At 62.3% G+C, this 14,036-nt stretch carries 12 protein-coding genes; 6 read left to right on the top strand and 6 right to left on the bottom strand.

Annotated features, from left to right (window positions below):
- The first annotated feature begins 19 nt into the window (after positions 1 to 19).
- The gene (locus tag ACTNFJ_RS01445) at positions 20 to 1,210 is read left to right on the top strand and encodes an RsbRD N-terminal domain-containing protein (protein WP_435907077.1); all 1,191 of its coding nucleotides are present in this window, start codon (positions 20 to 22) and stop codon (positions 1,208 to 1,210) included.
- A gap of 273 nt (positions 1,211 to 1,483) precedes the next feature.
- Positions 1,484 to 2,812, top strand: coding sequence for an MFS transporter (locus ACTNFJ_RS01440; protein WP_435907078.1), 1,329 nt, complete (start codon positions 1,484 to 1,486; stop codon positions 2,810 to 2,812).
- 180 nt (positions 2,813 to 2,992) lie between these two features.
- On the opposite strand, the gene ACTNFJ_RS01435 is transcribed toward ACTNFJ_RS01440, so the two are convergent.
- From ACTNFJ_RS01435 to ACTNFJ_RS01415, 5 genes are all read right to left on the bottom strand, one after another.
- A complete protein-coding gene (locus ACTNFJ_RS01435; RefSeq protein ID WP_435907079.1) occupies positions 2,993 to 4,642 on the bottom strand; it encodes a protein adenylyltransferase SelO in 1,650 nt (549 codons plus the stop codon).
- 106 nt (positions 4,643 to 4,748) lie between these two features.
- Complete coding sequence (locus tag ACTNFJ_RS01430) at positions 4,749 to 5,549, bottom strand: amino acid ABC transporter ATP-binding protein (protein WP_435907080.1); 801 nt, start codon at positions 5,547 to 5,549, stop codon at positions 4,749 to 4,751.
- Entirely contained in the window at positions 5,546 to 6,358 is an 813-nt protein-coding gene (locus ACTNFJ_RS01425; protein ID WP_435907081.1) for an amino acid ABC transporter permease, read from the bottom strand. The genes ACTNFJ_RS01430 and ACTNFJ_RS01425 overlap by 4 nt, the downstream gene beginning before the upstream one ends.
- Positions 6,359 to 6,440: 82 nt before the next feature.
- Positions 6,441 to 6,653 (bottom strand): type 2 periplasmic-binding domain-containing protein, encoded by a 213-nt coding sequence (locus ACTNFJ_RS01420; RefSeq protein ID WP_435907082.1) that lies wholly within the window; start codon positions 6,651 to 6,653, stop codon positions 6,441 to 6,443.
- Between the two features lie 198 nt (positions 6,654 to 6,851).
- Positions 6,852 to 7,169: a transporter substrate-binding domain-containing protein gene (locus tag ACTNFJ_RS01415; RefSeq protein WP_435907083.1), complete on the bottom strand. Its 318-nt coding sequence runs from the start codon at positions 7,167 to 7,169 to the stop codon at positions 6,852 to 6,854.
- A gap of 216 nt (positions 7,170 to 7,385) precedes the next feature.
- On the opposite strand from ACTNFJ_RS01415, the gene ACTNFJ_RS01410 reads away from it, so the two are divergent.
- The 4 genes from ACTNFJ_RS01410 (at position 7,386) to ACTNFJ_RS01395 (ending at position 13,015) form a co-directional block, all read left to right on the top strand.
- Positions 7,386 to 8,120 (top strand): FadR/GntR family transcriptional regulator, encoded by a 735-nt coding sequence (locus ACTNFJ_RS01410; RefSeq protein ID WP_435907084.1) that lies wholly within the window; start codon positions 7,386 to 7,388, stop codon positions 8,118 to 8,120.
- A complete protein-coding gene (locus tag ACTNFJ_RS01405; protein WP_435907085.1) occupies positions 8,117 to 9,673 on the top strand; it encodes a gamma-glutamyltransferase family protein in 1,557 nt (518 codons plus the stop codon). Before ACTNFJ_RS01410 ends, ACTNFJ_RS01405 begins: the two co-directional genes overlap by 4 nt.
- 63 nt (positions 9,674 to 9,736) lie before the next feature.
- On the top strand, positions 9,737 to 10,522 hold the full coding sequence (locus tag ACTNFJ_RS01400; protein WP_435907086.1) for a sulfite exporter TauE/SafE family protein: 786 nt from the start codon (positions 9,737 to 9,739) through the stop codon (positions 10,520 to 10,522).
- Positions 10,523 to 10,672: 150 nt separating this feature from the next.
- The gene (locus tag ACTNFJ_RS01395) at positions 10,673 to 13,015 is read left to right on the top strand and encodes a putative bifunctional diguanylate cyclase/phosphodiesterase (RefSeq protein ID WP_435907087.1); all 2,343 of its coding nucleotides are present in this window, start codon (positions 10,673 to 10,675) and stop codon (positions 13,013 to 13,015) included.
- Positions 13,016 to 13,107: 92 nt separating this feature from the next.
- On the opposite strand, the gene ACTNFJ_RS01390 is transcribed toward ACTNFJ_RS01395, so the two are convergent.
- The gene (locus ACTNFJ_RS01390; protein ID WP_435907088.1) at positions 13,108 to 13,935 is read right to left on the bottom strand and encodes a hypothetical protein; all 828 of its coding nucleotides are present in this window, start codon (positions 13,933 to 13,935) and stop codon (positions 13,108 to 13,110) included.
- Positions 13,936 to 14,036: the final 101 nt, after the last annotated feature.

Below are 14,036 nucleotides of genomic sequence, written 5' to 3'. Positions count from 1 at the left end.
CATGGAGCAAACTAGGGTCATGATCGACACCTCTGCTGCCCCGTCGACCTCGGAGTCGCAAGACGAGGCGTGGCTCGCCCTCCTCGACGAGATGCAGCTCCGCGTACCAGACTTTGTCGATCGATTTCTCGCGGAGCTCCGGGAAGGGGCGCTCTACGACCCCGAGAGTGTGCCCCCCGCCGATCTCGAGCACGCCGCCGAAGAGACGGTGCTCATGTTTATCGAACGTCTGCGCACCGGCCAGATCACTCGCGTGGATTCAGCCGAGCCGCTCGGGCGTCGCCGGGCCCGGCAGGGTGTGCCGCTCGAACGGCTCATGCAAGCCATTCGACTCGACCTGCGCATCATGTGGCAGATCCTGCTCGACATTGCACATCCCGATCGCACCGATGTGCTCGTGCGCCACGTCGAACAGCTCATCGCGGTGGTCGACGCCTACGTCGCCGATGTACAGCAGGCTTTCCTGCGAGAGGTCGCGATCCTCCAGCGCGACTCGCGGCTCGTCACCGAGCAGCACCTGTCGAAGCTCTTCAACGCGCAGAGCCTCACTCCCGTGCTCCTCGAGACGGTCGCCGCCGGCATCGGGGTCGACACCAAGGAACGCTTCGAGATGCTGATGCTGCCCGGCGACTCCTCAGAGGTCCGCGGCAGCAAGGTTGACCCGTGGCTCGCGAAACCCCACGTCTTCGCCTACATGTATCGGGGGTGGCTGGTGCTCTTTCGCCCCCACGATGTTCCTCTGTCGACCTGGCCCAAAGAATTCGCCCCCGCGCCTTCCATTTACATCGACGCCATCGACGGCCTTGACCGGGTGCCGAACGCTGCCCGCGCGCTCATCGACCTGCACGCCAGCGCCCCACCGCTTACGGGGCTCACCCACGTCGAAAACCTCTGGATGTTCGGCGCCGCGAACTACCTCGAAACGCTCCTGCCGGGTCACTTCAGCTCGATTCTCGAGTCCCTCTCGCAGCTCGGCGAGGACGAGCAGGATCGCCTGCTGCGCACGGTGCGCGCATACCTCGACACCGGATCAGTGAAGGTCACCGCGCAACAGGTCGACTGCCACCGCAATACGGTGATCAACCGGTTCAGGCTGTTTCAGAGCCACACCGGACTCGACATCACCGTACCGACGCAAGCCGCGCTCGCGATAGTGCTCCTGAGCGGTGCCGACGCAGTAGGCGCGCGCGGTGTGGCAGCCCCACTCTAAACACGCGTCGCGCACGAGCTGGCGAGAGCTTCCCAGTCGAGTCAGCACCGAGGCTCACCGCAGTGGCGGATCAGGCGGCTGATCTCAAGTCAGTGACGGCCACGCCGATCCACCATTGTGCATTTGTCGAAAAATGGCGACCATGCGAAGGTCACATACCTATTGGCGACGGCGCATCTGAATGCAAATATTGCAGAAACCGCACGAATACGCGGCCACACGGCCACAGCAGCGGTATTGCAGCGCACACGTCCCAGATTCAAAGGAGAAACAGTGAGTAACGCCAACACCGAAGCACCCGCCGCGGTGCAAGTGAGCCCGAAGGATGTCGGGCGCATCGCTCGCGCAGCCTTCGTGGGCACCGCCCTGGAATGGTACGACTACTTTCTGTTTGGCACCGCCGCCGCACTGGTGTTCAACCGCCTCTTCTTCACCGACCTGAACCCGACGGCAGCGCTGCTCGCCTCGCTCGCGACATTTGGCGTCGGGTTCGCGGCTCGACCCATCGGCGCGTTCTTCTTCGGCATTCTGGGCGACCGCATCGGCCGCCGCCCGACCCTCCTGATCACCATCGTGGCGATCGGTGTGGCGACCGGCCTCATCGGCCTGCTGCCGACGTTCATGGACATCGGCCTCATGGCCCCGATCTTCCTCGCCATTCTGCGCCTGCTGCAGGGGCTCGCCGTCGGTGGCGAATGGGGCGGCGCGACCACCATCGCGATCGAGCACGCGCCGGCCGAGAAGCGCGCCCGCTACGCGGCTCTCGTGCAGGTCGGCTCACCCGTCGGCACGCTACTCTCATCGGGTGCGTTCGCACTCGTGATCATGCTGCCACCCGAGTCGTTCGACGCGTGGGGCTGGCGTCTGCCCTTCCTCGCCGCGTTCCCGATGCTCGGTGTCGCGCTGTGGATCCGTCTGAAGGTCGAAGAATCCCCCGTCTTCCGCGAGCTGCTCGAATCCGGCGAGACCACGAAGGTCCCGGCGCTCCTCGTCTTCCGCAAGGCGTTCGGTCGTCTCGTCGTTGCCATTATGGCGGCACTGCTCGGCGTCGGTGGGTTCTACGTCATGAACACCTTCGTGGTGAGCTACACCACGAACACCCTTGGCGTCGACCGCCAGGTCGCGGTCAACGCGACACTCGTTGCCGCCGTTGTGCAGATCGTCGTGATCCTCATCTTTGGCCGTGTCGCCGAGAAGATCGGCCCCGGCCGCGTGACCCTCGTCGGCGGGCTGCTCAGCGCCGCAGCCGCGTTCCCCCTGTTTTGGCTCATCGACATGGGCTCAGCGTGGGCGATCACCCTCGCCGTCGCATCAGGTATTGGCCTACTGACCATCACCTACGCGGTGACCGGTGCGTTGCTCTCGGAGCTCTTCCCCGCAAACATGCGCTACAGCGGCGTCTCGCTGGGCTACAACATCGCTGGCGCGCTCTCCGGCTTCCTGCCGTTCATCGGCACCTGGCTGATCGCTCAGCAGGAGGTGCCGAGCTCGCTGCCCGGCATCATCATCTTTGCGGCGATCTCGCTCCTGACCGCACTCGGTGGCTTCCTTGGCGAGCGCCTGCGCATCAAGGATGACGTGGTGGTGGAAGAAGCGAAGTAGTTGTCTCCGAGGCGTGCCTGCCCCACACACCGATGTGGGACAGGCACGCCTTTTGCGTTTCGTGAGCGCGTGAGCGCGTGAGCGGGTGGTGGGGCGCAGGAGTGCGGTTCCTGCCGCGAATCCCCGCAGGTCAAAGCGATGCAAGGTCCCGCGGCGCAGCAGGTCAAGTGTCGCAGTAGGTCAAGTGCCGCAGTAGGTGACAAAACTGCCAGCGCTGAGCGGCGCCGGGCTCGCGTACTCGGCACCGCCCGGCCGCTCGTCGTAAGGATGCGTCACGTGCTCCAGCAGCGCAGCGAAGGCCCCGAGCTCACCGTCGGTTGCCGCCTCGAGCGCCGCATCAACCAGATGGTTGCGCGGAATGTAAATGGGATTCATGCGGTTCATCGCTTCGGCGTCGGGGCCAAGCGCCAGCCAGCGCGCGACCCACTCGACAGGAAACTGGGTTGCTGGCTCTGTGCTCGCGGGAAGTGCACCGCGCCCTGGCTGCCGCGTGACCTCGCCATGTGCGGCGCGGCGATCCACTACTAGCGGTTCTTCTGCCTGCGCGCTGGCGGCCACGCTCGCGAGCGCGCGGAAGCTGCCCGTGTAGTCGGCACGGGCCTGCTGCAGGTGCTGCACCAACTCATTTGCCAACTGGTCGACTGTCTCGTCACTCACGCCCCGAGCCTCGGCCAGCCCGAGCTTCGCGCGCATGCCCTTACGCCAAGCCTCGTCGTACTGCACGTCGAACTCTGCGAGAACGGCATTGGCCTCTGCGACCGCCGATTCTTCCGAGCCACACCCGTCGATGAGAGCCGGCAGCAGCGCTTCAGCGAACCGCGCGAGGTTCCACTTCGCGACCGCACCTTGATTACCCAACGCGTACCGACCCTGGTGATCGATCGAGCTGAACACCGCCTGCGGGTCATACGCGTCGATGAACGCGCACGGTCCGTAATCGATCGTCTCGCCCGAGATCGTCATATTGTCGGTGTTCATCACCCCGTGCACGAACCCGACCAGCATCCACGAGGCCACGAGGCGCGCCTGCCGCGCAACCACCTCGCGCAGCAGCTCGCGGGCCGGGATCTCGCTGCCCTCGAGGTGCGGTTCATGACGGTGGATCGCGAAGCCCACGAGTCGTTGCAGCAGATCCGCGTTGCGCGTCGCACGTGCGTACTGGAACGTGCCCACCCGGAGGTGACTCGCCGCCACCCGTGTGAGCACAGCCCCCGGCAGTTGGTTGTCACGCCGGAAGTCGTCGCGCCACACCGGCCGACCGGTAGCGGTGACGGCAAGCGCCCGCGTCGTGGGTATGCCCAGCGCGTGCATCGCTTCGCTGACCAGGTACTCCCGCAGCATCGGGCCGACTGCGGCAAACCCGTCGCCGCGCGCGGGAGGGGTGCGCCCCGAACCCTTCAGGTGCAGGTCGCGCAGCGTGCCGTCTTCGTGGTGGATCTCGCCCAAGAGCAGCGCACGGCCGTCCCCGAGCACCGGCGAATAGCTGCCGAACTGGTGGCCCGAATATAGTTGCGCGGCCGGGCGGCTGCCCGGGGCGAGCGCGCGGCCCACCAGAAAGTTCACCCCGTGCGTGCTGCGCAGCTCATCTGGGTCGAGCTGCAGCTCACGAGCGAGGGTGTCGTTCAAGACGAGCAATTGTGGATCCGGTGCCGGCGCCGCTCGCCACTCTAGGGCGAGCTCGGGTAGGTCGGCCACAAAGCCGGCGCTCAGTGCTGCGCCACGGAACACCGGGAGCTCCTCAAGCTGGGGATCGGGGCTGGGCTCCGCCTCAGGCTCCTGCTTCGGCGTGCTGTCGAAGCTGGGCTCGTGCTCATGCAGATTGGCCTCCATCCTCCGATGCTACGCGTGGCTCCTGGGTGTGTGGGTCTCGAGTCGACGGTTCGAACACGCCTCATCAGAGACCCACACCGTGGTCACACCTCACAGCGAACTCGGGCTAGAGCACCTTCGAGAGGAACTGCTTGGTCCGCTCGCTTGTAGGGTTCGTGAACACCTGTTCTGGTTTGCCTTGTTCGATAATTGCGCCTTCGTCCATCACGATCACGCGGTCGGCAACCTCGCGGGTGAAGCCCATTTCGTGGCTGACGATAATCATGGTCATCCCCGCCTGCGCGAGATCCTTCATTACCTGCAGGACTTCGCCGACCATCTCCGGATCAAGCGCACTCGTCGGCTCGTCGAAGAGCATCAGCGCGGGCCGCATGGCCAGCGCTCTCGCAATAGCCACGCGCTGCTGCTGCCCGCCTGAGAGCGAACGAGGTCGCGCATCGGCCTTGTCAGAGAGCCCGACACGGTCGAGCAGCGTCTTTGCATAGTCGATCGCCTTGGCCTTCGACTCTCCCTTCACCCTGACGGGGGAATGCCAGATGTTCTCAAGCACTGTCATGTGAGGGAAAAGGTTGAAGTGCTGAAATACAAACCCGATGTCTGCTCGCTGCCGCGCCAATGCACGCTCGGAGCGCTTCTCAGCGCGACCCGACTCCCCGACCCCACTCATGTGAGCATCGTTGACCCAGATCTCGCCACTTTCAATCGGCTCGAGCTGGTTAAGGGTGCGCAAGAACGTGGTCTTGCCTGCGCCGGACGGGCCGACCAAGACAACGACCTCACCCCGGTTGATCTCGAGTGAGACATCCGACAGGATGTGGCGGTCGCCGAACCACTTGTTGACGTTGCGAGTGACCACAATGGGCCCGCTCGCGGTAGGAATTGGCGTGGTGAAAGAGTCAGTGTTCATGCGGAGGCCCTCTTCAGCTGTGCTTCGATACGCATTTTCTGGACAGATCGTTCGGCCCGGCCGCTGCTACCAAATAGCCGCTTCCAAACCGATTCTGCCTTCGGGAGGCCTGCCTTAGCATTGAGCCAGTTCTCGATTCCGGTCTGGATGAAGGTCCAGACGGTCGTGAGGAGCAGGTAGTAGAGCGCGACCACGATGTAGATCTCGAAGACCTTGAAGGTCGCTGCGCTCATACTCGAGCCGACCTGGAACATTTCGGCGACACCGATAATCGACAAGATCGAAGTACTCTTCATGAGCCCATTGAACGAGTTGCCGAGCGGCGGCACCATCACGCGAATCGCTTGCGGAACGATGATCCACCGCATGGTGCTGAGCGAGGTCATGCCGAGCGACAGCGCAGCCTCAGTCTGGCCCTTTTCGATGGATTCGAGTCCACCCCTGACGATCTCCGAAATGTACGCGCTCTCGTTCAGCATCAGTGCCACGATTGCCGCCTGCACTGCGCCCTTGATGAGGAAGCCAACGGTGATGTCTTCAAAACGGAACAGGTTCGCCGCAGCGAAGCCCGTGTAAATGATCACTAGTTGTACCAGCAACGGGGTGCCACGGATGATCCAGATGTAGAGGCTCGCGAAGATACGCAACGGCGCGAATCTGCTGCGGCCCATGAGCGCGACGATCAAGCCCAAGATCAGAGCGAGGCTCATGGCCACGACTGAGATGATGATGGTCAGCGCGAGCCCGTTCAGGAACTGGGGACTCGGGGTGAACAGGCTTTGCCAGAAGTAGGTCCAGTCGAAATTCATAGCTGAGACTCTTTCAATCAGAAGTGTGTGTGCCGGGGCGGGAGCCGACTATTTGACACCCCGCCCCGGTACCCGGAGTGAGCTATTCGCCGAGCGTGATGTCGTTTGACTCGACACCCCAGTCAGCGAGGATCGCCTGGTACGTGCCATTGTCGATCATCTCTTGGAACGCAGCATCGAGAGCCTCGTTGAGCTCGGTATTGGCCTTCAGGGTGGCTGCGCCGATGCGAACCTTGCCAAAGGGCTCGCCTACCATTTCGAACTGGCCTTCGGCCCGCTGCGCGTAGAAGCTCACGATCTCAGAGGTGTCAATAAAGGCATCGACCTGGCCAGCAATGACCTGCTGCAGGGCGTTCGTTCCCTCGTCTACCAGAGTGATGTCAATCGCTGGCTTGCCGTCTGCGACGCACTCGCCCGAAAGCTCTTCGGCGGCTGCGGCACCGGTCGCACCGTTGATCCCAACGACGCGAACTCCGCACAGACTGTCGTCGTATCAAGTGACGCCCTTCGGGTTCTCGGGGGTAACTGCTACTGCCGTGCCGGAATAGAGGTAGGGCACGAAGTTTGCGATCTCCTCACGCTCGGGTTTGATGTAGAGCGAACCCATGATCGCGTCGCACTGCTTGGCCTGCAGCGCAGGGATGAGGCCAGCGAATGCGTACTCTTCCAAGCTCAGTTCAAGCCCCAGCTCTTCGGCGAGAGCGGCCGCTAGGTCAATCTCAACCCCGATGAGCTCATTGTCTTCGCTGTAGTAGATGTTCGGTGCGCTGTCGCCCGTGCAGATCTTGAACTGGCCATCAGTCAGGATCACCGGAGAGGTAGGCTGTCCTCAGTGGCGGATGGTCAGACCAACTGACTAAGCTACATGGACACTACCCCGCTTCTAGCAGTCGCGTCAAACGGGAAATCTGCTCGAAACGCTCCTAATAATTCCCGGAAACACGTCGGCCGACGTGTGCGCGGAGCAGATAGTTTTTAACCAGTGAGTCACCATACTTTTTAGACATGAATGTGAAAGGAATGCCCGATGGATTGGTTAGCGCTTTCGCGAGGACCCAGCCTCTCAATTCCTGACCGTCTCTCTGTCGACCTCGAACGACTGATCCTTGAAGGCTCGCTCCCCCCCGGCGAACGTCTTCCTTCGGAGCGAGAACTCGCCACACTCCTGGGCGTATCCAGAGTTTCTATTCGCCAGGCTCTCCACGAGCTCGAAAGTCGCGGGCTCGTGGATCGCAGGCCGGGTCGCGGAACCGTAGTGCTCAACCCCGGCGATCGGTCACAACTTGCAGATGCTGACTTTGGTTTCGACATCACCCGTGGTGACGAGCTCGGTGAGATCATGGAATTGCGTGCGATCATCGAACCGCCGATGGCGCGCATCACCGCCCTGCGCGCCACCCCGCGCGACATTGCGCTGCTCGAGGAGTTAGTTCTCGAGATGGAACAAGACGTTTCGAACGAGAGATACGCGGAGCTGGACCGCGCGTTTCACCAAGCCATCGCCCAGTACACGCACAACCCCCACCTTGCGTTGCTGAACGAGCGCATCTCGCAGCAGATTGCACCCAGCCGCGCAAAACGCTATCTCACCAAGTCCCGGCGCACCGCGTCGAGCGTGTCACATCGGCGCATCTTCGAGGCCATCGCCGCGCGCGATGGCGCGCTCGCCGAGCACGAGGCCCACGAACACGTGCGGGTAATCAGAGAAGAAATTGTGCGCGCCACCGATCAATCGACCGCAGAGATGGAATACATATCGTGAACACGCAGACCTCCCAGCTTGGTGCCATCTCCACGTCGCATCACCTGGCCACCGAGGCCGGTGCGCAGGCAATCCGCGCCGGCGGCACCGCGATCGACGCGGCGCTCGCGGCGGCGGCGGCCCTCTGCGTGGTCTATCCCAACAACGTCGCGCTCGGAGGCGACCTCGTTGCGCTGGTGCGAAGCCCCGACGGCGGGATCCACTTTTTGAATGCGACCGGCACCGCACCCCAGGACCAGTCCCTCGAAACCCTCCGCAAGACGTACGGACATGAGCTTCCGCTGCGCGGCATCGACACGGTCACCGTTCCCGGTGGGGTGCGCGGCTGGGAGGCGCTGCACAAGCTGGGAGCCAAGCTGAGCTGGGCGGATCACCTCGCCTCTGCCACCGCCTATGCCCGCGACGGCATCCCCAACTCACGCTCGGTCGCACGTGCGATCCGCGACGATCGCGAGGTGTTGGCGCAGGATCCAGGCTGCGCGGAGCTCTTCCTCCCAGGCGGAGAGCCCCTCGCAGAGGGCGCGCTTCTGCGACAAGCAGCCCTCGCCGATACCCTCGATCGACTCTCCGAGCACGGGCCAGACGAGTTCTACACGGGGCAGGTTGCTCAGACCTGGGTCGCGGGTCTCAGGCAGCTCGGATCAAAGATCAGCCTCAGCGACACCGCCGCCTACCAGGCCAGCTGGGCCGATCCGCTCGAAGGGTCGTTTGAGGGGTATCGGGTGGTCACCGGGCCGCCCAACACCTCCGGTTTCGCGCTGATTCGCGCACTCAACGCCGTGGCGGGCACGGCAGAAGGTTCCGACCACACCCCGATCCACGATCCACTCGGTGCGGGGGCTGGCCGCCTGGCTGAAGCCTTCCGCGCGAGCAATGCCGTGCGTGCCGCGGCACTGGCCGACCCGGACTACGGGGTCTCCGGCGAGCAACTGATCAAGATGGACGCGCCCGAACACCCTCTCCCCGGCCAGGGCAAAGCCAGCGGAGACACGGTCGGCCTCAGCGCCATCACCTCAGATGGGTGGGCGGTATCGCTCATCAACTCGGTTTACTGGGCCTTCGGGGCGGCCATCCGCGAACCACAGTCCGGCATCATCTTTCAGAACCGCGGCACCTCCTTCTCGCTCGATCCCGAATCGCCGAACGCGTTTGCGCCCGGCAAGCGCCCGCGCCACACGCTCATGCCAGTGCTCGTTTTGCAGGGCGACGAGATTGCGTGGGTTCCGGCCACTATGGGCGGATCGGCACAGCCACAGATCCATGCCCAGCTGCTTTTGCGTTCCTTGGGTGGGGCGTCTCCGCAGGAGGCTACGCACGCCCCCCGATGGATGGTGGCGGAGCCCGATGCCGGCGGTGCCGTGAGCGTGGTGATTGAGGATGACGTTGCACACGAAACGAAATCGTCGATCGCCGCCGCGGGGTTCCCCCTGACAATCGTGCCGCCGCATACGGAAGACCTCGGGCATTCGAACCTGATCCAAGTCACGCCAGCGGGGTACCTCGCGGCGAGCGATCCCCGCTCTGACGGCTCCGCGATGGTCGTTATCGGCTAGATCCACTGGATGCATTGACCCAGCACCCCCCTACGGCGCCCACTTCGAGAAAACAGAAACGTGATGACTGAAACGACCAAATTCGCATTTTTCCCCTTGATCGTGATCGGCATTGCCGCTGGGCTCTTGTCGGGTCTATTTGGGATCGGCGGCGGAACCATCATCGTTCCTGCGCTGGTGCTGTGGCTCGGAATGTCTCAGCGCTTCGCGGCTGGCACTTCAGTTGCAGCGATTCTTCCCACCGCTGTCGTCGGCTCGATCTCCTACGGCCTGCAGGGAAATGTGGATTGGGTAGCCGCGCTGTGCCTCGCTGGAGGCATCGTGGTGGGCGCGCAGCTCGGAAGCCACTTGCTCTCAAGGCTCCCCACTTCTGTGTTGCAGTGGGCCTTCCTCGGGTTTCTCCTCGTTGTCATTGTGAGTCTGTGGCTGATCGTGCCGCAACGCAGCGACCAAATTGACATCACCACCCTGACCGTGGTGATGCTCGTGATCACCGGCGTAATCACCGGCATTCTCTCTGGACTTCTCGGAGTTGGCGGGGGAATCATCGTCGTTCCGGTACTGATGTTCTTCTTCGGCTCAAATGATCTCGATGCCAAGGGATCATCACTCGTGATGATGATTCCCGGATCAATATCTGGCACCCTCGGAAATATGGCACGGAAGAACGTTGACCTCCGGAGCGCCCTGATCATTGGACTCTCAGCCTGCGTGGCGGTCCCGTTCAGTTCGTTCCTTGCGGGAGCTGTCGACCCGTTCTGGGGCAACGTGATGTTCTCCCTCTACCTCGTATTCATCTTCACCCAATTGTTAATCAAGAGAATCAAGAGCAGGCGCGAGGCCAAGTAGGGCTGAAATCACCGTACGCGGATAGCCTCCACATAACTTCGGCATTCATCCGTCCAGCGTGCCATTATTGAGACTGCAAAGTTGCTGCAGGTCGCGTCTCGCTCGGCGCACACATCGCCGCAGCGCGGGAGGGGGGCCGTGGTGGGACGCATGCGCGCAACCAAACGGGACATCATCTTTGCCGCGCCCTTCGCCATATTTGCCCTCGGCGTCATCGGCTACGGCGTCTATGGGCTGATCGGTTTCCCGCCATCATCACTGACGCTCGTGATCACCGTGATCGCTGGGGTGATCATCTCGGGTTCGTTCCAGTTGCCTGTGGGCAAAATCCCCGGGCTGCCCCACGTGGGCGTCGCCATTTCGATGCTTGCCATCCAACCGGCTGAAGAGTCCCCGGTGCTTGGCGTCTGCATCTGGGCAATCGGGCTCCTCATATCTCAGGTGTTCCTGCGTCGACGGATCCTCTACGGGCTCTACGTGACGGGGCTCAGTTCCGCCTCCGCGTTTGTCTTCGTTGGAACTCAGCTGAGCCTCGTCGATGTTGGAGTCTGGCTACCACTCAGTTTTCTCGTGGCGACAACTGTGTACTACGCCCTGATCCTGCTCGGTGAGCTCGCCCGGCAGTGGGGCCGCACGGAGGTCGAACGTGGCTTCGGACTCTCAGCCTTCAGCCCGAAGCGCATCGGCATCATCATTCTCGTCGTGACCACGGCGGCCACGCTCATGAACTACGTCGACTCGTCAGTGATCAACTGGCTCGAACACGATCCGGAAGCGAACCTGACACCCTTTGTCGTGCTGCTCGCAGCGCTGGTGTTCTATGCCCTCTCGCAGCGCATGCGCTACGACAGGAATGAACGCCGGCTGAACGCAATCGTGGAAGCGGCAATTGAGCTCCCCCGCGAAACCGGGAGCGGCCTCGCCACCGCGTTACAGTGCCGGGCACAGTCCATCCTGCAGGCAAACTTCGTGGAACTCCGCGACAGGGAGCCAGGCCCGGGCGAAATCGGTGTGGCTGTCAATATCAAACCCGACACCACTCAGTACCTGGTCGCGTCACGGAAGATAGGCGGGGCGCCGTTCGCACGCGACGACGAGCGCGCGCTTGCATCTCTCGCGCATATGGCGAGCGAAGCGGCGCGCATCCAGGTTGAAGTCGACACGCTCGAGCGCCGCGCAAACACCGATCCACTCACTGGGTTGCCCAACTACGGGGCCTTCCAAGAAGCCCTCACCGAGGCAAACGAAAATCGCCCGTATCACGAGGGAATTGCGCTGCTCTTCATCGACCTCGACGAATTCAAGAAGCTCAACGACAGCTTCGGACACCTCGCGGGCGACGAACTGTTGCGGGCCGTCGCGGAGCGCCTGCAGAGCGCGGCCGGGGGTGGAGACATCGTGTCACGCGTCGGAGGCGACGAGTTCGTGGTGATCCTCACGGGACTCGTATCGCTCGAGCAAGCAAAGGAATCCGCCGACAAGATTGTTGAAGCGGTGAGCCAACCACTCAGGGTAGAAGGCCATGACATGCGGCCAGTCGTGAGCGCCGGTCTCGCGTTCTCAAGCCACCGCGAGCTCGACGCGCAGACCCTCGTCGCCGACGCAGACCGCACGATGCTGCAGGTAAAGAGATCTCGGGGTCCGGGCGGATCGGTCGAGGGAAGCGTCGTGAGTATTTCCACTCACCGCTCGACTCGCACTAACGACATCGTGGCGCGGGCGATTCGCGAGAACCGCCTGTCGCTCGCGTTCCAGCCAATCGTGAGTGTCGACCAGGGCAAGATTTGGGCGTTCGAAGCCCTTGTACGCTACGTCGACCCCGAGCTCGGCCCTATCTCTGCACCGTCGCTCGTGGCTCGGGCAAAAAGCCTAGGCCTGATGAACGAATTGACCAGGCAGGTCATTACAAAGGCCCTCGATGCGGCGGAAGAGTTTTACCTCCTGGAGCCCAGCATCAACTGCATGACCGTCAACCTTGAGCTCGGCCAGATCAGCGACTCAGAACTCGGTCCATACGTGCGCGAAGCTGCCCGCGAGCATCCCAACATTTCGCTCTGCATCGAATTAAACGAGCGCTCGCTACGTTCGGTCACTGAAGATCTGCTCAACGATGCCAAGCGCCTGCAAGATGCCGGATTGCTCATCGCGCTCGACGACTATGGCTCCGACGACTCGTCTGTCGGTTCGCTCGTGCACTTCCCAATGGACGTTCTGAAAATCGACAAGAGCCTGATCGACAACCTCGGCGATGTCCGGCAACGCGAGGTACTCAAAGCTCTCCAGGGGTTCGGCGACAATCTCGGATACACGATCGTCGTCGAAGGGATCGAAAGCCCAGCCATGGTCGATGTCATGGTCGACCTCGGGGTGCGTAGCGCGCAAGGATACTATTACGGTCGACCAGTTTCACTCGCACGCACGCTCGAACGACTTCGCCGCTCGGGCCCCGCAGCATCGATTGACGTGCTGACGGATCACGCCCGGTTGCCCTAAGTACAGATCGTTTGTGCCACTTCGGCGATGTCGCTAGTCGAGACCTCAGGTGTGTTCGGCCTAGTACTGATCTGATCTCGTACTGATCGGATCTAGTACAGGTCGTCAGACTCGGACTGCGAGGACGGGGTGACGTCTACACCCGTGTTGAGGCGCGAGATTGCCTCGTCGGGAACGAACGTGGGGTCGGGCTCGATAAAGGCATCGACGACGCCGACGAAGGCGAGTGCAGCTACGGACCACGGTTCGGTGCCATTCTCGACGGGGAGGTTGAAGTGAGCCTCGACGAGAGCGGGCACGGTCGAGCGGACGATGCCTAGACCCTCAATGACCGACGCTGCGGCCACCACAAACGGCTGAAAGTCGTCGTGAAATTCCGCTTTGAGCCGGTACCCGATAGTCGGGAGCACATTGCGATAGAAGCTCTCCATGGTTTCAACGAAAGCTATTTCACTTGCACGCAGCGCGTCGAGCACCCGCGTGCGCTTTTCACCATCGGGCCACGACATTATCGTCGTAGAGAGGGCGGCGTAGGTGCGCCACTTATTCGAGGCCGTTACCACATCGAAGTTGTATTCAGCGGCAGTGCGGATCACATCGATCAACACTCGACGACGACCTTCGAGCGTACGAAGGTCGTCGGTACGCATGCTCAAGTACTGCCACGTTGTCAGCAGAGTTTCGCTGTCTGCGCGATCAATTTGTGCCTGGTTTGCAAGCTCGCAAAAGAGGTCGGTGAGAAACGCGTCAGGTGTTGGCCAGACCTGCGAGAACTGGCGAGGTGTGACCCCGGCGTCTGCAACAAGCTGATCAATCAGCGCTCCGCTAATTCCAAGCGACAAGCCCACAGATTCGACATATTGGGTCGCGCGGCGTAGAACCTTGGCGCGCACGTCATCGCGATCTGTTTGGCTTCGCACGCTACCACCTCAATTCAAGTCGTGTTGTGGCCTGTTCACCTCAACCACTACTTCTGTAGCGGATACATCCTACCAACTGATCCCTCCACGCCGGTGGTGGT

Source organism: Leucobacter shiyiweii (genome assembly GCF_052446065.1).
GTDB lineage: Bacteria > Actinomycetota > Actinomycetes > Actinomycetales > Microbacteriaceae > Leucobacter.
Note: the sequence above shows the minus strand (reverse complement) of the source record. Positions and strands in the feature narration are given on the sequence as shown.

What these genes read in the sequence shown, in the direction of transcription:
- ACTNFJ_RS01395 (WP_435907087.1), top strand. Translation starts at nt 10,673, where the DNA reads ATGCGCGCAACCAAACGGGACATCATCTTTGCCGCGCCCTTCGCCATA.
- ACTNFJ_RS01435 (WP_435907079.1), bottom strand. Translation starts at nt 4,642, where the DNA reads ATGGAGGCCAATCTGCATGAGCACGAGCCCAGCTTCGACAGCACGCCG.
- ACTNFJ_RS01445 (WP_435907077.1), top strand. Translation starts at nt 20, where the DNA reads ATGATCGACACCTCTGCTGCCCCGTCGACCTCGGAGTCGCAAGACGAG.
- ACTNFJ_RS01410 (WP_435907084.1), top strand. Translation starts at nt 7,386, where the DNA reads ATGGATTGGTTAGCGCTTTCGCGAGGACCCAGCCTCTCAATTCCTGAC.
- ACTNFJ_RS01400 (WP_435907086.1), top strand. Translation starts at nt 9,737, where the DNA reads ATGACTGAAACGACCAAATTCGCATTTTTCCCCTTGATCGTGATCGGC.
- ACTNFJ_RS01430 (WP_435907080.1), bottom strand. Translation starts at nt 5,549, where the DNA reads ATGAACACTGACTCTTTCACCACGCCAATTCCTACCGCGAGCGGGCCC.
- ACTNFJ_RS01425 (WP_435907081.1), bottom strand. Translation starts at nt 6,358, where the DNA reads ATGAATTTCGACTGGACCTACTTCTGGCAAAGCCTGTTCACCCCGAGT.